The sequence below is a fragment of the Geobacter sp. SVR genome (assembly GCF_016865365.1).
Lineage (GTDB): Bacteria > Desulfobacterota > Desulfuromonadia > Geobacterales > Pseudopelobacteraceae > Pelotalea.
Genome location: NZ_AP024469.1, coordinates 3,660,429 through 3,678,784, shown reverse-complemented (window position 1 = coordinate 3,678,784; position 18,356 = coordinate 3,660,429). Strand labels below are relative to the sequence as shown.

The following is an 18,356-nucleotide window of genomic DNA, read 5'->3' as shown; positions in this document are numbered from 1 at the left end:
ATAGCGGCTGCGGTCGGGGCAGCGGGGTATGACGGGGCAACTTCGGGTATTCCTGCCGGCCCCCCGCCTTTTCCGGCAGTATCGAGGCGGGTGCAGGAGGGAGAGACGGTCAGGTCATATCGACCGGATCGATATCGACAAATTCACGGACAGTGGCAACGGAGGTGCGGCGGGTGAACCAGGCGGCGAGCAAACGCCGCAGGTCGCCCCGGATAGGGGACTTGAGCAGGATCTGGCGGCGGTAGCGCCCCCGCAGACGGTAGAGCGGGGCAGGTGCGGGGCCCAGCACCTCCAGGCGCAGTTTCAGTTCGCGCCTGAGCTGCTGCAGCACATGGGCGCCTGCTTCTGCGCGCTCCTCCACTGCCCGTTCGGCCGTGCCGGAAAAGCCGATTCGGGCCAGAAAGGCAAAGGGGGGATAGCCGGCTTCCCGGCGGAACTCCAGCTCCTGGCGATAGAAGCTTTCTCCATCGTGGGCAATGGCGCATTGAATGGCGTAGTGGCCCGGATTGAGCGCCTGCAGCAGCACCCGTCCGGGTGCATCGCCCCGGCCGGCCCGGCCGATTACCTGGGAAAGTACCTGAAAGGTGCGTTCCGCACTCCTGAAGTCCGGTATGTTCAGGCTGGCTTCCGCATTGATCACCCCTACCAGAGTCACACCGGGAAAGTCATGTCCCTTGGTGATCATCTGGGTGCCGATCAGGATATCCGCCGATCCATCAGCCATGCGGGACAGCAGACGGCCATGACTGCCCTTGCCGGAGGTGGTGTCGCTGTCCATGCGCAGCACCCTGGCTCCGGGCAGCAGGTCCTGCAGGCTGTGCTCGATCCGTTCGGTGCCGGCGCCCAGTTCTTTCAGCTCCAGGCATCCGCAGGCGGGGCAGGTGCCGGGTGCCGGGACGGCGTAATCGCAATAATGGCAGACGCTGCGGCCGCGGCTTTTGTGGTAGGTGAGGGTGACCGAGCAGTTGGGGCAGGCCAGGGGCTGGTTGCATTCGCCGCATACCAGGAAGGTGGCGAAGCCGCGGCGGTTGAGAAAGACGATGGCCTGGCCGCCGCCGGCCACGGTTTCCTGCAGCGCCTGGTGAAGCTGGGGCGAGATGGCGGCGTTGACTCCCTGCATGGCTACCGTGTCAACCATCGGCATGGGGTTTCCCCGCACCCGTTCCGGCAGTCTGATCAAACCCAGGCGCCCCTGATCCGCTGCATGCAGGCTGGTGATGAGCGGCGTGGCAGAACCGAGCACGACCGTTGCCCCTTCCATTCGGCCCCTGACCAGCGCCAGGTCGCGGGCATTATAGCGCAGCCCCTCCCCCTGTTTGAAGGAGGCCTCGTGTTCCTCGTCAACCACGATGATCCCGATCCGCTCCAGGGGTGCGAAAACAGCGGAGCGTGCGCCGATCACGATTCGCGCCAGGCCGCGCCGGATGCGGCGCCATTCGTCGAAGCGCTCGCCGTCTGAAAGCCCGCTGTGCAGGATGGCGATGTCGCCGCTGTCGAAGCGGGCCCGGAAGCGCTGCACCAGCTGGGGGGTCAGGGAAATCTCGGGAACCAGCACCAGGGCGGTGCGCCCCTTTTCCAGGACATGGGCGATGGCCTGCAGGTACACCTCGGTCTTGCCGCTGCCGGTAACACCGTGCAGCAGGTACGGAGCGAATGCCTGCCGGTCGGCCGCCTGATTCAGAATGTCCAGGGCAGCTTGCTGATGGAGGTTGAGTTCCCGCGGGGAGTCTCGCCGGGTGACCTGCTCACGGAAGGGATCGCGGTAGATCTCGCGCTGCTCCTGTTGGATCAGCCCCAGCTCCGCCAGACGTTTGAGCTGGGTTGAACACTGTCCGAAACGGCTCCGCAATTCGGCTGCCGGTACTTCCTGTTCGCGGCGGATCAGTTCCAGCACTTCGGCCGCCTTGGGGCCGAGCGTATCCTGCACGGGGGGGGACGGAGCGGGGCGGTAGAGCGTTTCGAAGCGGATCGTGTGCCCGCCGGTTATGGTCTCCGGCTCGCGCGCGGATCCTTTGCGGGAGCTGAGGTTGATGCCGGACGGCAGGGCGGTCTTGAGCACCTCTCCCAGGGGATGCAGATAGTAGGAGGCGATCCAGCGGAAAAAATCGAGTTCGTTCTCGGTCCAGAGCGGCTCATCATCGATGACGTCGATGATCTCTTTCAGGCCGCCGGTTTCATCGCATTCGACGGTGCCGAGGATATAGGCGCTCAGGCGTCTGCCGCCAAAGGGGACGAAAACGCGCCTGCCGGTTGCAATGCGGTGCACCAGGCCGGCCGGAACCAGGTAGTGGTAGGTCTTCTCCAGGGGAAGGGGTACTGCGACTTCGATCACTTGGGCAAGGGACGGCACTCGTCGAATCTCGTCCGGAATGGTCACCAGAATTTTTTGGGCGGTTCGGTCTTTCCTACCAGCCGTATTTCACCGTCTATCACCTTGAACATATCACCGATCTCGTTCGTCCAGGCATCGCCTTCGTCCAGCGGCATGGGCACTTCGCGCCTTCCGAGAAACACTTCCTCATCACCGATATAAGCAAACCAGTCCAGGTTGCCGGTCATCCAAATCCTGGTTTTAAGTTCCATGCTGTTTTCCTTGTTCTCTGGCTTCATGGTTACTTACCATGTTCCAGGGGAGTATGCAAAATCTAAAGTTGATCGAGTGTGTTCAGGGGGCGCGGCCGGGGCAATAGGGACGCTCAGGTCAGAGACGGGAGAGCAGCGGATTGGCCAGACAGGAATTTACCACGATGTCCGCGACAGCGGATGACTGGGTGACTATTTCCGCACCATTTTGCGCACGATGCTGATGGCCAGGTTTCTGTCGGTCTTGGTAGCCAGGTCCCTGAAGTGCCTGAGCAGAATCTTTTCTTCCGGGGAGTCGTAGGGAAGGGGAGGCTCGGCCACGGTAGGGGGCCGGTCGGGCACGAAAAAGGCTGTCACCGGTATTTGGAGGCTTCTGGCGATCCGCTGGATATTTTCGACGTTGAGCATGCTGTATCCGCTCTCATAACGTTGTATCTGCTGATAGGAAACTCCGACCTTCTCGGCCAACTGCTCCTGGGAAAGGCCGAGTTCTTTTCGGCGTGCCCTGATTGCAGCCCCCATCTCACCGCTTGTAATGATGTCCGCTGGCATGGAGGAACTATAGCAGACCGTATTGATCGTCAACTACCGCATTGGATGATATGTGTTGCCTGTTGATTTTTGATCGATAAATGTGTATTAATGGCATATAATTCAACGCGCTGCGCCGGACCAGGAAGAGTGGAAAATAGTGCCGAACCGGTGTGATCCGGCCTGGAGGCGATCGTTGGGTAAAATCGCCGGACAATGTGCGTATCCAGAAGTGCCTGGACCAATCTCATGTACGAATGGCTTCTGCTCTGGAGATGTCATGTATAGAATCATAGCGGTTATAGTGCTGGTTTTGTTCCTGCTGGTTGCTCCCGCCTTGGCGGGAGGGCCGAAATTCATCGTTTCCGGAAAGGTTGAAAAGGTCATCGATGCCAGCACGGTCCTCGTCGATCTCCCGACCCGTTCCATGAAAATGACCCTGCGGCTTTATGGGGTTGAACCGCCGCACATGAGCCAGCCATGTGGCGCTAAAGCTTTCGCGATGCTGAAAAGAAAGATCCTGGGGAAAAACGTGACAGTGGATATTCACGAAAAGACATCGTCAAAGCAGATGATTTCCATTGTCCGTTATAATGGCCGGAGCATCAACCGGGACATGGTTGCAGAAGGATGGGCGTGGGCAGTGAAGACCGGTCTCGATGCCGGAATCGATACCGAGTTGGCGGATGCCGAAGGTGAGGCCCGCAAGGCGCATCGGGGGATGTGGAAGCAGCAGAATCCCGAACCTCCGGGGGAATGCCGGAAGAGGCTCTCACAACAGGAAAGAAAAACATCAAAGAAAAACTGAGAAAGGCTGAGACAGGCGGGCGGTAAGGGCAGGAGTACCCTCTCTCACGAAAGCCGCACTTTGAAGTCTTCATAACCAAAACGACGCACCACCCTCAATTCTCCTGTCTGCGGTTCGAAGGTGCAGATGGCCGGATGCTGGATGCCGTTGAAGGTAGTGGTTTTAACCATGGTGTAGTGGGACATGTCCAGGAAGGCCAGGCGGTCCCCTGCTGCGAGCGGTCGCTCAAAGGACCAGTCGCCGATGATGTCCCCTGCCAGGCAGGAGGGGCCCCCCAGGCGATAGGTGTGGGGCTTTTGATCGGGATCAAAGCCATCTTTGAGGCCGGGGCGGTAGGGCATTTCCAGAATGTCCGGCATGTGGCAGGTGGCCGAGACGTCCAGAATGGCGATATCCATCTGGTTGTGCACCACGTCCAGCACCTCGCTGACCAGGATGCCGGTGCCGATCGCAATGGCCTCCCCCGGCTCCAGGTAGACCTCCACCCCGTACTTTTCCCTGAAATACGTCACCAACTCCACCAGTGCATCAATGTCGTAGCCTTCCCGGGTAATGTGGTGTCCGCCACCCAGGTTGAGCCATTTCATCTTGGGCAGAAACCGCCCGAATTTTTCCTCGAACACCCGTGCCGTGCGCTCCAGCGGCTCGAACAGCTGCTCGCAGAGTGTGTGGAAGTGCAACCCCTCGACTCCCCGCAGGGCCGCCTCGGTTCCCACCTCTGAGATGCGCCGTTCGAATTCCGCCAGAGGAATGCCGAGGCGGGACTTGGGGGCACAGGGATCGTAGATGGCGGTGTGCCCCTCGGTGTGCTCGGGGTTGACCCGCAGGCCGATCGAGACGCGGCTTGCCTCCTTTTCCCACAGCGGACGGAAACGCTCAAACTGGTTGAAAGAGTTGAACACCAGGTGATTGGATAGCTGCAGCAGCTCGACGATGTCGCTTTCCTTGAACGCGGCCGAGAAGCTGTGCACCTCGCGGCCGAATTCTTCGCGCCCCAGGCGCGCTTCCCAGGGGGAACTGGCGCAGACGCCGTGCAGCGTTTCCCGGATGATCGGGAAGACACCCCACATGGCAAAGGCTTTCAGTGCCAAAAGGATCTTGGCGCCACTCTTCTGCTGGACATGATCCAGGATTGCCAGGTTATGGCGCAGCCGCCCCAGATCCACCACATAGGCGGGGGAGGGGGCCAGCTCAAGAATTTTTTCGATATCGATACCGGGCACGTTTCAACCTATTAGGAGTATTCACCGCAGAGGGCGCAGAGAACGCAGAGTAAACAAAAAATCTATGGGGATATAATTAATCCCCAATTTACCCATAATTTAGAGTTCGAGAACAAATCCCATGAGGCCTTTCCTCTGTGTCCTCTGTGGTAAAGCTTTTGATTGTTAAAGTTCAGGCCACTCACCGCCGTCGACCACCACTGTCGGCAGTCCCATCGGACCCAGCTCATCCAGGAATACCTCCGGATCGAACTGCTCCATGTTCCAGACTCCCGGCGCATGCCACTTACCGGTCAGCATCATGATCGCCCCCACCACGGCCGGTACGCCGGTAGTGTAGCTGATGGCCTGGGACTGGACTTCTTTGTAGCAGGCCTCGTGGTCGCAGATGTTGTAGATGTAGACCTGTTTGCGCTGGCCGTCCTTGAGTCCGCGGGCGATGACACCGATGCAGGTCTTGCCCTTGGTCAGCGGTCCCAGCGAGCCGGGATCGGGAAGCAGCGCCTTCAGGAACTGGATCGGCACGATCTTCTGGCCGTTGAACTCCACCTCGTCGATGCGGGTCATGCCGACATTCTGCAGCACCTCCAGGTGCTTGAGGTAGTTGTCCGAGAAGGTCATCCAGAACTGGGCCTTTTTTATGGTGGGGATGTGCTTGACGATGGATTCCATCTCCTCGTGGTAGAGACGGTAGATGTTCATCGGCCCGATTCCTTCGGGAAAGTCGAAGACCCGCTTGGTGGAGAGCGGCGGGGACTCCTGGAAGGCACCATTCTCCCAATGGCGACAGGTGGCGGTCACTTCGCGGATGTTGATCTCGGGATTGAAGTTGGTGGCAAAGGGCTGACCGTGGCTGCCGGCATTGGCGTCGATGATGTCGATCTCTTCTACCACGTCGAGGTATTTTTTCGCCGCCAGGGCGGTGTAGACGTTGGTCACCCCCGGATCGAAGCCCGAGCCCAAGAGCGCCATCAGGCCGGCTTGCTTGAAGCGGTCCTGGTAGGCCCACTGCCAGGAATACTCGAACTTGGCGGTGTCCAGCGGCTCGTAATTGGCGGTGTCGAGGTAATCGACGCCGGTTTCAAGGCAGGCGTCCATGATGGTCAGGTCCTGGTAGGGCAGGGCCACGTTGATCACCAGCTTGGGCTGCACCTGTTTGATCAGGGCTACCAGTTCGGGAACATTGTCGGCATCGACCTGGGCGGTCTTGATGCTGTTGTTCAACTGGGCGGCAATGGTATCGCACTTGGATTTGGTGCGCGAGGCCAGGGTGATCTCGCTGAAGATGTCGCGGCGCTGGGCGCATTTATGGGTGACGACCTGGCCGACGCCGCCGGCGCCGATGATAAGGACCTTGCTCATGTGTATGGTTCCTTCCTTAATATTTGATCGGATCGTATCAGAGCCCAAACATATTACGGGTATTCGCTTTGCAGCACAATACCCGTAACATGAATTTTACAAAGGAAACGTTTTTTGTGTACTGGATAAACTTGAATGCTATCTGAACGGCTCTCGGAATACGAAATCAGCTATTCCCCGAAATAGGTGTATCCCAGCAGCGTCCGGTCCAGAAGCTCGATGAAGTGACTGCTCTCTTCGATGGAGATCTTCTTCATGGCCACGCTCTTCTCCAGGTTGTCGCGCACGTTCTTCAGGATCTCGGGGCCTTTGTACTGCACGTATTTCAAGGTTTCCCAGGTGGCGTCGCCGTTGATGACCGTGTCGATCATGTAGCCGGTCTTCTTGTTGAAGGTGATATGGACCGCGTTGGTGTCGCCGAACAGGTTGTGCAGGTCACCCAGGATCTCCTGGTAGGCCCCGATCAGGAAAAAGCCGATGTAGTAATCCTCGTCCTTCCTGATCTTGTGCAGCGGCAGCGACTTGGTGCGTCCCTGTTCACCCACGAAGCTGGTGATCTCGCCGTCCGAATCGCAGGTGATGTCGGCGATGGAGGCCATTACGTCCGGCTTCTGGTTCAGCCGCTGGATCGGCATGATCGGGAACAGCTGATCAATGGCCCAGGAGTCGGGAATGGATTGGAACAGCGAGAAATTGGCAAAATAGGTCTGGCGCAGCGAAAGCTGGAAGTTCTGCAGCTCTTCCGGGATCGGTTTGATCTTTTCGACGATGCTGTTGATCTTCTTGATAATCTTGGAGTAGAGCCATTCCGCGACGGCCCGGTCGTGCAGGGTCAGATAGCCCAGGTTGAACAGGCTGACCGCCTCGTTGATCAGCTGCAGGGTGTCGTGGTAATCCTCTCGTAGAGAATAACGGTCGATGCTTTTGTAGATGTCCATCAGCTTCTTGACCGTGGGTGCCAGCTTTTCCGACTGGGCCAGGATCTCTTCGAAGTCCGGCATCAGGTTTTGGGTATTGGTATTGAGTACGTTGGTGACCATCAGCGAGTAATGGGCAACCGTGGCCCGGCCCGACTCGGAGATGATATTGGGACATTCCACGCCGGCTTCGTCGCAGATGTTCTTGATCTGGTAGATCACGTCATTGGCGTATTCCTCGACCGTATAGTTGACGCTGGAGAAATAGCTCGACTTGGAACCGTCGTAGTCGACACCCAGACCGCCGCCGATGTCAAGGTACTCGATCCCCACCCCCATCTTGCGCATTTCGGTATAGATGCGTGCCCCTTCGATCAGGGCCGACTTGATCTTGTCGATCTTGGTGATCTGGCTGCCGATGTGGGAGTGCAGCAGTTTGACGCACTCCAGCATACCCTTTTCCTCAAGGATGCGGATGGCGGCGATGATCTCGGTCATGCGCAGACCGAATTTGGCGTCTTCACCGCCTGAGGTGGCCCACTTGCCGGTTCCTTTGGAGGAGAGTTTGACCCGGATGCCCAGTTTCGGCTGGATCCCGGTTCTCTTGGCGATCTCGACGATCTTTTCAAGCTCGAACAGCTTTTCGATCACAATGGTGATATCGTAGCCGATCTTGGTGGCATACAGGACGGTTTCAATATATTCGGCATCCTTGTAGCCGTTGCAGATGATCGGCAGGCCGTTGCCGGTGGAGATGGAGATGGCTGCCACCAGCTCGGGTTTCGAGCCGACTTCCAATCCGATGTTGTAGCGTTTGCCGTAGCTGGCGATCGCTTCGACCACCTGGCGCTGCTGGTTGACCTTGATGGGATAGAAGGTCTGGTATTTGGCCGGATAATCGTTTTCCTGGATGGCGTTCCTGAAGACGCGATTGATGCTGGCGATGCGCCCCTGAAGGACATCCATGAACCTCAGCAGAATCGGCGGCTTGATTTTGCGTTTGATCAGGTCGTCCACCAGCACCCGCAGATCGATGGAATGCTTGGAATTCGAGGAGGGATGAACGCAGATATTGCCCTTCTTGTTGATGGAGAAAAGATCTGCACCCCAGTTATCGAGATTATATATTTTGGCGGAATCGTTGCTTGACCAGCGCTCCATAGGTCGGTTCCCCAGCTTTCGGTTTATGCGCCACCAGGCGGGTGTGGTTGCTGCGTTTGTGTAAAGCTGCCTTCCGGGAGGCGGAACAACTACCCGGAAAGAGCCCGGTTTCTTACTGCCATCAACTGCACAAAGGTTTAAAAATATCCTGCAATACCATCCCCATGTCAATGCTTTTTTGGTATACAGGATTTGTTTTGGGCAGTCAAACTTGACAAGTGCGGCAGGAATGGTTACATCTTTTTTAAACCGGCAAACTCCCAGCCTCCATCTATTCAAAACGGATACCAGCCATGCCACGTTTTTCGGGCAAGAAGCCTTACCACCAGGAGCTTATCAGTCGCCAGGTCGGAGAGATCAGAGCCTTGCTGCATGCCCTTGAGATGAGGGAAGGGTTGGATGAGGCGGAGAATCGCCCGCGAATGGACATGTACGAATCGTCCGACGAGGTCGTTCTCGAATTCGATTTACCGGGGTTCCGGCTGGAGGATATCGCCATCAGGGTTAACGGCGTCACTCTGGTGCTGGAAGCGCATAAACCCCGGGAGCAGATCGAGGGATGCTTCATTTGCATGGAGCGCAGTTTCGGTCACTTCAATTATGTCATCCAGCTTCCCGGCATTTTCGATCCGCGTCTGGTTGTGGCCGAATACCGGTTGGGCGTCTTGAGGGTGGTTTGCCCGAAAGCCGCTGATCTGAAGGTACCTATAAAGGAGATTACGCTTTGAGTGAATCTGACAAGGATATAGAGAAACAGGAAGCCGAAGAGCTTAAGATACCGGACGTGCTTCCGCTGTTGCCGGTGCGCGACGTGGTGGTCTATCCCTTCATGATCATCCCCCTGTTCGTCGGGAGGGAGATGTCGGTCAAAGCGGTGGACAGCGCCCTGGCCGGGGACCGGATGATCCTGCTGGCCACCCAGCACGAGATCAGCGAGGAAGATCCGCAGCCGGACAAGATCTATAACGTCGGCACCGTTGCCATGATCATGCGCATGCTCAAGCTGCCGGACGGCAGGGTGAAAATCCTGGTGCAGGGATTGGCCAAGGCGCGCATCACCGAATATGTCACCGAAAAGCCCTTCTATACCGTGGGCATCGAACGCCTGAACGACACGCCGCTTCTGGATATCTCGCTGGAGACCGAGGCGCTGATCCGTACGGTCCGCGAGCAGTTGACCAAGGTGGTGGAGCTGGGCAAGCAGATCTCGCCCGAGGTGGTGGTCATACTGGAAAACATCCAGGATGCGGGCAGCATGGCCGACCTGATCGCCAGCAACCTGGGGCTCAAGGTGGCCGACGCCCAGCAGCTGCTGGAGACGGTCGACCCGATCGTCAGGCTGACCAAGGTCAACGAGCTGCTCAACCGCGAGGTCGAACTGCTCAGCGTACAGGCCAAGATCCAGAGCGCTGCCCGCGAGGAAATGGGCAAGAATCAGCGTGAGTATTACCTGCGCGAGCAGATGCGGGCCATCCAGCAGGAGCTGGGGGACGGCGAGGGCAAGGAGGAACTGGTCGAGATCCGCAAGGCGATCGAATCGGCCAAGATGCCGGAGAATGTTCAGAAGGAGGCGCTCAAGCAGCTCGGCCGGCTGGAAAACATGCATCCCGATGCAGGGGAAGCCGGGATCATCCGTACCTATCTGGACTGGCTGGTGGAACTGCCCTGGAGCAAGGCTTCACGCGACAGTCTGAACATCGCCAGGGCCGAAGAGATCCTCAACGACGACCACTTCTACCTGGACAAGATCAAGGAGCGCATCCTCGAATTCCTGGCAGTGCGCAAGCTGAAGAAAAAGATGAAGGGTCCCATCCTCTGCTTCGTCGGCCCTCCGGGGGTCGGCAAGACATCGTTGGGCAAGTCCATTGCCCGCGCCATGGGGCGCAAGTTCGTACGCATGTCGCTGGGGGGCGTGCGGGACGAGGCCGAGATCCGCGGCCATCGCCGCACCTATATCGGCGCGCTGCCCGGTCGTATCATCCAGGGTATGAAGCAGGCCGGCACCAACAACCCGGTCATGATGCTGGACGAACTGGACAAGCTCGGCTACGACTACAAGGGAGATCCCTCGTCGGCCCTGCTGGAGGTGCTGGATCCGGAGCAGAACCACTCCTTCTCCGATCATTACATCAGCCAACCCTTCAACCTTTCCAACGTCATGTTCATCGCCACGGCCAACCAGATCGATCCGATTCCGTCGGCGCTGCGCGACCGTATGGAGGTGATCAATCTCTCCGGCTATACCGAAGAGGAAAAACTGGAGATTGCCAAGCGTTACCTGGTGCCGCGCCAGGTGGCCGAAAACGGGCTCAAGCCCAGCTTCATCGCTTTCGAGGACGATGCGATCCGCGAGATCATCGCCAAGTACACCCGCGAGGCGGGTCTGCGCAACCTGGAGCGCCAGATCGGCACGGTCTGCCGCAAGGTGGCACGCAAGGTGGCCGAAGGTTCCAAGCGTACGGTCAAGGTGACCGCCAAGAACCTGCCCACCTTCCTGGGAGGCGCCAAGCACCTGCGGGAAGAGGATCTGGTCAAGAACGAGATCGGTGTTGTCAACGGACTGGCCTGGACCCCGGTCGGAGGCGAAATTCTGCACATCGAAGCCACCCTGATGCAGGGTAAGTCCGGACTGACCCTGACCGGCCAACTGGGTGATGTCATGAAGGAATCGGCCCAGGCCGCCCACTCCTATATCCGTGCTCATGCGTCCGAACTGCAGATCAAGCCGGAGTTTTTCCAGGATCACGAGATTCACGTGCATGTCCCGGCCGGTGCCATACCCAAGGATGGCCCCTCGGCCGGCGTTGCCATGGCCACGGCACTGGTTTCCGTTATCACCAGGATCCCGGTCAGGAAGGATGTGGCCATGACCGGCGAGATCACGCTGCGGGGCAAGGTGCTTCCGATCGGTGGACTCAAGGAGAAGATCCTGGCTGCGGTCCGTTCCGAGATAAAGACCGTCATTATCCCCTTCCAGAACAAGAAGGACCTGGAGGATATCCCTGCCGAGATCCTCAAGAAGGTCAAGATTGTTCCGGTGCAGATGATCGACGAGGTGCTCAAGCTGGCCCTCGAGAAATACCCGCCGTCAACGTCCCACCCGGCCAAGACGCAGTCGCGGCCATCCGCTGCCCGGGGCACGGCCCGTTCCCGCCGGGGTGCCGAGGCGTGAATCTTGGCGAGGTCGGCGAGTTCGGTCTGATCTCCCGCATTGCCGCAAGGGTGGCCCCCTCCGAAGGGGTCGTTACCGGTATCGGTGACGATGCCGCGGTGACTGCCCCTGCACCCGGCATGCAGCTGTTGACCTCCACTGATATGCTGTTGGAAGGGGTGCATTTCCGCCGCGACTGGCATGACCCGTACCGCCTGGGACGCAAGTCCCTGGCGGTCAGCGTTTCCGATATCGCCGCCATGGGCGGCATCCCCCGCTGGGCCCTGCTCTCGCTGGCACTGCCCAATGATCTCCCCCTTGCCTTTGTCGATACCTTCACCCGCGGATTTCTCTCCCTGGCAGAAGAACATGGCGTTGCCCTGATCGGCGGCGACACCTGCGCCTCACGCAACGGCCTGATCGTTTCGGTCACGATCATGGGGGAACAGGCCCCCGGGCTGATTGTCCGGCGCAGCGGCGCCAGACCGGGAGACGAGATCTGGGTCAGCGGCACGCTGGGTGACGCCGCCCTGGCGCTCGAACTGCTGGAAGGCCGCCTGACGGTTCCACGTTCCGCCGGAACGCCAAGCAATTACCCGGAAAATCGTGAGGAGAACGATCCTCTTCTTTCCCGCCTGCTCGATCCGGTTCCCCGCACTAGAGCTGGTCGTATGCTGGCCGAGTCGGGGCTCGTCTCCGCCATGATCGACATCAGCGACGGCTTGCTGGCCGATTTCGGCCACATTGCAGAATTGTCCGCTGTCGGCGGCAGCATTTTTCTGGATGCGCTGCCGCTTTCCCCTCCGTTTCGCGATGCTGTGCAGCATCTCCCCGACTTCCCCTATCACCTGGCATTGGCCGGCGGCGAAGACTACGAACTGGCCTTTACGGCACTGCCTGCCGATCGTAAAAAAATAGCCGACCTCATGAAAACTTGTGGCATTGATGCCGCACCTGTTGGTATAGTAACGACCCAGCCGGATATAACCGCTTTCACCGCCGACGGCACCCATTATCATCTCCCGACCTCCGGTTTCAATCATTTCATTCCCTGAGGATGTGTCTTGAAAGGAGCAGTACGTAATGCAGCAGCCAGTAATTGCAGCGCCCCAGGCACGGCTTTGCGCCGATGCCCTCCGTTTTCTCGCCGTTGATGCAGTTGAAAAGGCCAATTCCGGTCATCCCGGCCTCCCCATGGGAGCGGCCGATTGTGCCTTTGCGCTGTGGGGCAATTTTCTCAATTTCAACCCGTCCGAGCCCCGCTGGGCGAACCGGGACCGTTTCGTACTCTCGGCAGGCCACGGTTCGATGCTGCTCTATTCGCTCCTGCACCTGTTCGGCTATGATCTGCCGCTCGACGAACTGAAAAATTTCCGTCAGTGGGACAGCAAAACGCCCGGACACCCCGAATTCGGGCACACCGTCGGGGTCGAGGTGACCACCGGTCCGCTCGGCCAGGGCTTTGCCAATGGCGTCGGCATGGCCATTGCCTCCAAAATGGCGGCCGAGCGTTTCAATACGGCCGAATTCAGCCCCATCACCCACACGATTTACGGCCTGGTGGGGGACGGTTGCCTTCAGGAGGGGATCAGCTACGAAGCTACCGCCCTGGCAGGTCACCTCAAGCTCGGCAACATCGTCTACATTTACGACAGCAACAGCATTACCATCGAAGGCAAGACCGATCTGGCCTGGTCCGAAGATGTGACCGGCCGTTTCAACGCCTGCGGCTGGCATGTGCAGAGCATCGACGGCCACGACTATGGTCAGATCACCGCAGCCATCGCAGCAGCCAAGGCCGAGACCGGCAGGCCGTCGCTGATCATCGCCACTACCCATATCGCCTATGGCAGCCCCAAGTGCCAGGGGTCGTCCGGCGCCCATGGCGCCCCGCTGGGCAAGGATGAGGTGGCCGCCACCAGGGCCAATCTGGGCTGGCAGCATGCCCCGTTCGAGGTCCCGCAGGAGGTGAAGGATGTCTGCGCCCAGCGCGTGGAGGACCTGAAACTGCGTCACAAGGCCTGGCAGGATGGTTTTGAGGTGTGGTACACCACCAACCCGGAACGTGCGGTACTATGGGATCAGATGTGGAACAAGCCGTTGGGGCCCGAACTGGCGGACGAACTGGTGGCAGCCGTGGCCGGCAAGGATGGTGCCACCCGCGTGCTGTCCGGCGCCGTCCAGCAGAAGGTTGCTGCCCTGGTGCCGGCTCTGGCAGGCGGCTCGGCCGACCTGGCTCCTTCCAACAACAGCGATATCAAAGGTTCACCTTCGGTGCAAGCAGGCGCCTTTGCCGGACGCAACCTGCATTTCGGCATCCGTGAGCACGCCATGGGTGCGGTCATGAACGGCATGGCGCTGTACGGCTGCTTCATCCCGTATGGTGCCACCTTCCTGGTCTTTTCCGACTACTGCCGTCCTACCATTCGTCTCTCGGCCCTGATGAAGCAGCAGGCCATCTATATCTTCACCCATGATTCCTTTTTCGTGGGAGAAGACGGGCCGACCCACCAGCCGATCGAGCATGTCGCCTCGTTGCGCATGATCCCCGGCCTGCAGGTGATCCGGCCTGCTGACGGTCTCGAAACCGCCATGGCCTGGGTGGCTGCCCTGCGATATGCCCAAGGGCCGACCACTCTGATCCTGACCCGCCAGAAGCTGCCGGTGATTGCGCGTCCGGCCGGTTTCGACAAGGCCGACGTACTGAAGGGGGGCTACCCGGTTGTCACAACAGACGGCACACCGGATGCAGTCATCATGGCCAGCGGTTCCGAGGTGCACGTGGCGGTGGAGGCGGCGACCACACTGACAGCACGGGGCATCAAGCTGAGCGTGATTTCGGTCCCCTGCCTGGAGCAGTTCATGGCACAGCCCCAGTCCTACCGTGACGAAATCCTGCCGGCCGGAGTACCGCGCATCGCCTTCGAGGCGGGGCGTGGCGAGTCTTGGGGACGGGTGCTCGGCTGCGAGGGGCTGTTCATTGGCATCGAACATTTCGGCGCTTCGGCTCCGGGCGAGGTGCTGGCGGAGAAGTTCGGCTTCACTGCCCCGCAGGTGGCCGAGAAGATCGCGGCGTTCCTGGGAAAGGCCTAACGTCAACATCCGCCACGGAGACACAGAGACGCGGAGGAAAAGCAGAAGCCGGACAGGACCGTAAATCAAAAGTTTTGGTGAGTATCTGGTTTCTCTCTTTTGCCGTTCTCTGTGTACCCGTGTCTCTGTGGCAGATGTAAGGTGTACTGTATGGAACTGATCGAACTGCTAAAAAAATCCCTGCTTTTCTCTGGTCTGGCCGATGGAGACTTGGCCGAGCTGGCGACCATCACGGTGCGCCGCAAATTCAAAAAGGGTGAGGCGCTCTTCAGCGAAGGGGACGTTGCCACCGGTTTCTACCTGCTGGTGGTGGGCAGCATCAAGCTCTGTCGCATTGCGCCGGATGGGCGAGAGAAGGTACTGCACTTCGTCCGAGCGGGAGAGACTTTTGCCGAGGCGGCCTTCTTCGGTGACGGTAAATATCCGGCCGAAGCGCGCGCCCTGGAGGCGGGCGAGGTGCTGTACCTCCCCAAGCAGGGATTCATGGAGCTGATGGCCAGGAATCCCAACTTCTCGCTCAACCTGGTGATCTCTCTCTCGCTGATGCTGCGTCAATTCGCCCGGCAGATCGAAGAGCTGTCCTTTGCCGATGTCACCTCCCGGCTGGCATCGTTCCTGGTCCGGCGGGCGGATGAAAAGTCCACCAGCTACGGCGGCATCACCTATATCGACCTGGGAATCAAGAAGGGTGAACTGGCTTCACGGCTCGGCACCGCCAGCGAAACGGTCTCCCGCACCTTGCGCAAGTTGAAGGACGAGGGCATAATCGAGGTGCAGGGAAACCGCGTGGTAATTCACCAGATGGAAAAGCTGCAGAAACTGTGCGAACGTCACGAATGAACCGGGATCGGAACGGAAACCACCATGTTGATCGTCATGAATCATAACGCCGGCCAGACTGAGATTGACGCCATCACCCGGATCGTCCGGGAGATGGGTTACACCGCAGCGCCCATACCGGGCAGGGAACGTACAGCCATTGGGGTGCTGGGGAATCAGGGGTACGTTGATGACAGTAAAATTCTGGAAATGCCCGGCGTACAGAGGGTAATCCACGTGTCCAAGCCTTACAAGCTGGTTTCCCGCGATTTTCATCCTGAAAACACTGTCGTGAACGTGGCCGGCGTGCAGGTGGGCCAGGGATGCCGGCCGGTGGTGGTGGCCGGTCCGTGCGCCGTGGAGAGCGAGCAGCAGATTGTGAAGACCGCCCTGTTCGTCAAGCAGGCGGGCGCCGATATGCTGCGTGGGGGGGCTTTCAAGCCCCGCACCGGTCCCCATACCTTTCAGGGTATGCGGGAAGAGGGCTTGCGCCTGCTGGCCCTGGCCGGCAAAGAAAGCGGCCTGCCGATCGTGACCGAAGTCATGAGCCCCGACAATGTCGGACTGGTGGCCGAACATGCCGACCTGCTGCAGGTAGGGGCGCGCAACATGCAGAATTTCGATCTGCTGCGCGAGTTGGGGCGAATCCGCAAGCCGGTTCTGCTCAAACGCGGCATGAGCGCTACCATCGAGGAATTCCTGGCAGCGGCGGAGTACATCCTGGCCGAGGGGAATGAGCAGGTCATACTGTGCGAGCGCGGGATCCGCACCTATGAAACCGCTACCCGCAACACGCTCGACCTGGCGGTCGTGCCGCTGATCAAGGAGATGTCCCACCTGCCGATCATGGTCGATCCGTCCCATGCCACCGGCAAACGCAGCCTGGTGCCCCCCATGACCCTGGCGGCACTGATTGCCGGCGCCCACGGCGTGTTGGTGGAGGTCCATCCCGAACCGGAGAAAGCACTGTCCGACGGCCCCCAATCGCTGAATTTCCCGGGCTTCGAGGCGCTGATGAAGGATGTCCGCAGCCTGAGCGGCTTTCTGGGATATTGATGGCTGGATATTAATCTTAAATCGCTTGTAAAGGCCATGGCCGGATGTGATAATACAACAAACATTCTCTCTGTCCTGTTTGTCGGCTGCAGTACCCGGGCGGAATAAACATAAGAACGGGGGACCTTCTCTACTGTGGTGTGCTGCCCCATTGCGCGGGAATTGCCTGAAGCAGTATATGGTCGCCCACCTGTTAAGGAACTCGCCGGAGGTCCTTATAGCAGGCGGCAGGACGGAGAGATAAAAAAACGGGTAGGAGCCGCAAGGCTTCTACCCGTTTTTCTTTTTCGTGCAGGAAGGTCCGAACGTACGGTTTAACCCACCAGTCCCCGATCCCCAGCCCCCGGTCCCTGATTATCCCTGGCCATGGCGTCATCCATGACCTTGTAGGCGCAGAACTCTCCGCACATGGTGCAGGCGCCGTGGTCCGCAACCCCTGAGCTTTCACGCAGCGAGCGGGCGCGTTCGGGATCCATGGCCAGGGCGAATTGTCCTTCCCAATCCAATTTTTTTCTGCATTTTGCCATGGCAATGTCCTTTTCCATGGCCCCCTTGACTCCCTTGGCGATGTCGGCCGCATGGGCTGCGATGCGTGAAGCGATTACCCCGTCCCGTACATCCTGGACGTCAGGCAGACGCAGATGCTCGCTGGGGGTCACGTAGCAGAGGAAGTCGGCACCGGCCGCTGCGGCAATGGCACCGCCGATGGCGCAGGTGATGTGGTCATAGCCGGGTGCGATGTCGGTTACCAGCGGCCCCAGCACGTAGAAAGGGGCGCCGTGGCAGAGGCGTTTCTGCAGCAGGATGTTGGCCTGGATCTGATTGAGCGGCACGTGGCCGGGGCCTTCGATCATTACCTGAACGCCGGCACTCTGGGCGCGCTGAGTCAGCTCCCCCAGCAGGATCAGCTCGTGGATCTGGGCGCGGTCGGTGGCATCGGCCAGGCAGCCGGGGCGGAAGCCATCCCCTAGCGACAGGGTCATATCGTATTCCTTGGTTATCTCCAGCAGCTTGTCAAAGTGTTCGTAGAGCGGGTTTTCCTTGTTGTTGTAGGCCATCCACTCGATGGTGAAGGCGCCGCCGCGGGAGACCACATCCATCAGCCGCCCCTCGTTTTTCATGCGTTCGACGGTGCTGCGCGTCACCCCGCAATGAACGGTGATGAAGTCGACCCCATCCTCGGCATGCTTGATGATGCCGGCAAAGATGTCGTCCACGGTCATGTCGACAATGGCCTTCTTCTTGACCCGCACCGCGTCCAGGGCGGCCTGGTAGAGCGGAACGCTGCCGATGCAGGCGGAGGTTTCTGCAATCACCGCCCGGCGGATCTCATCCACCGGACCGCCGGTGGAAAGATCCATGATGGCGTCAGCGCCATATTTCACCGCCACGCGTGCCTTTTCGAGCTCCTTCTGCATGTCCGTGTCGTCGGAGGACGAACCGATGTTGGCATTGATCTTGGTGCGCAGCCCGGTGCCGACCGGCAGCGGAGTGCCGTTGGCATGCTTGACGTTATGACAGATGACGATCGTGCCGGCCGCAATCCCTTCGCGGATCAGTTCGGGAGATACCTGCTCCGCGTTGGCGGCGATTTGCATTTTTTCGGTGACAACGCCCCTGCGGGCATATTCCAGTTGGGTCATGCGCGAACT

The 18,356-nt window shown here is 59.3% G+C and carries 14 protein-coding genes and 1 other RNA gene; 8 read left to right on the top strand and 7 right to left on the bottom strand.

Annotated features, from left to right (window positions below; genetic code table 11):
* Window positions 1-109 precede the first annotated feature (109 nt).
* The 3 genes from priA to GSVR_RS17015 all read right to left on the bottom strand — a co-directional run bounded on the left by priA (window position 110) and on the right by GSVR_RS17015 (window position 3,168).
* Entirely contained in the window at window positions 110-2,350 is a 2,241-nt protein-coding gene (gene priA, locus GSVR_RS17025) for a primosomal protein N' (protein ID WP_173198776.1), read from the bottom strand.
* Between the two features lie 23 nt (window positions 2,351-2,373).
* Entirely contained in the window at window positions 2,374-2,583 is a 210-nt protein-coding gene (locus GSVR_RS17020) for a hypothetical protein (RefSeq protein ID WP_173198774.1), read from the bottom strand.
* Window positions 2,584-2,775: 192 nt separating this feature from the next.
* A complete protein-coding gene (locus GSVR_RS17015; protein WP_173198772.1) occupies window positions 2,776-3,168 on the bottom strand; it encodes a helix-turn-helix domain-containing protein in 393 nt (130 codons plus the stop codon).
* A gap of 142 nt (window positions 3,169-3,310) precedes the next feature.
* Between GSVR_RS17015 and GSVR_RS17010 the strand changes: the two genes are divergently transcribed.
* Window positions 3,311-3,922 (top strand): thermonuclease family protein, encoded by a 612-nt coding sequence (locus GSVR_RS17010; protein WP_173198771.1) that lies wholly within the window; start codon window positions 3,311-3,313, stop codon window positions 3,920-3,922.
* 44 nt (window positions 3,923-3,966) lie between these two features.
* Here GSVR_RS17010 and nspC read toward each other — a convergent pair whose 3' ends face one another.
* The 3 genes from nspC to speA all read right to left on the bottom strand — a co-directional run bounded on the left by nspC (window position 3,967) and on the right by speA (window position 8,585).
* A complete protein-coding gene (gene nspC, locus GSVR_RS17005) occupies window positions 3,967-5,145 on the bottom strand; it encodes a carboxynorspermidine decarboxylase (protein WP_173198770.1) in 1,179 nt (392 codons plus the stop codon).
* Window positions 5,146-5,310: 165 nt separating this feature from the next.
* The gene (locus GSVR_RS17000; RefSeq protein WP_173198769.1) at window positions 5,311-6,507 is read right to left on the bottom strand and encodes a saccharopine dehydrogenase family protein; all 1,197 of its coding nucleotides are present in this window, start codon (window positions 6,505-6,507) and stop codon (window positions 5,311-5,313) included.
* 170 nt (window positions 6,508-6,677) lie between these two features.
* On the bottom strand, window positions 6,678-8,585 hold the full coding sequence (speA, locus tag GSVR_RS16995; protein ID WP_173198768.1) for an arginine decarboxylase: 1,908 nt from the start codon (window positions 8,583-8,585) through the stop codon (window positions 6,678-6,680).
* 293 nt (window positions 8,586-8,878) lie between these two features.
* On the opposite strand from speA, the gene GSVR_RS16990 reads away from it, so the two are divergent.
* The 7 genes from GSVR_RS16990 (at window position 8,879) to ssrS (ending at window position 16,947) form a co-directional block, all read left to right on the top strand.
* The gene (locus tag GSVR_RS16990) at window positions 8,879-9,313 is read left to right on the top strand and encodes an Hsp20/alpha crystallin family protein (RefSeq protein WP_173198767.1); all 435 of its coding nucleotides are present in this window, start codon (window positions 8,879-8,881) and stop codon (window positions 9,311-9,313) included.
* A complete protein-coding gene (gene lon, locus GSVR_RS16985; protein ID WP_239077367.1) occupies window positions 9,310-11,757 on the top strand; it encodes an endopeptidase La in 2,448 nt (815 codons plus the stop codon). Before GSVR_RS16990 ends, lon begins: the two co-directional genes overlap by 4 nt.
* Window positions 11,754-12,791: a thiamine-phosphate kinase gene (thiL, locus tag GSVR_RS16980; RefSeq protein ID WP_173198766.1), complete on the top strand. Its 1,038-nt coding sequence runs from the start codon at window positions 11,754-11,756 to the stop codon at window positions 12,789-12,791. The genes lon and thiL overlap by 4 nt, the downstream gene beginning before the upstream one ends.
* A gap of 28 nt (window positions 12,792-12,819) precedes the next feature.
* Window positions 12,820-14,829: a transketolase gene (gene tkt, locus GSVR_RS16975; protein ID WP_173198765.1), complete on the top strand. Its 2,010-nt coding sequence runs from the start codon at window positions 12,820-12,822 to the stop codon at window positions 14,827-14,829.
* Window positions 14,830-14,979: 150 nt separating this feature from the next.
* Window positions 14,980-15,669 (top strand): Crp/Fnr family transcriptional regulator, encoded by a 690-nt coding sequence (locus GSVR_RS16970; RefSeq protein WP_173198764.1) that lies wholly within the window; start codon window positions 14,980-14,982, stop codon window positions 15,667-15,669.
* Between the two features lie 24 nt (window positions 15,670-15,693).
* Window positions 15,694-16,704, top strand: coding sequence for a 3-deoxy-7-phosphoheptulonate synthase (gene aroF, locus GSVR_RS16965; protein WP_173198762.1), 1,011 nt, complete (start codon window positions 15,694-15,696; stop codon window positions 16,702-16,704).
* A gap of 64 nt (window positions 16,705-16,768) precedes the next feature.
* Window positions 16,769-16,947: non-coding RNA, 6S RNA (gene ssrS, locus GSVR_RS16960), on the top strand.
* A gap of 71 nt (window positions 16,948-17,018) precedes the next feature.
* Here ssrS and thiC read toward each other — a convergent pair.
* Entirely contained in the window at window positions 17,019-18,347 is a 1,329-nt protein-coding gene (gene thiC, locus GSVR_RS16955; RefSeq protein WP_173198760.1) for a phosphomethylpyrimidine synthase ThiC, read from the bottom strand.
* Window positions 18,348-18,356 lie beyond the last annotated feature (9 nt).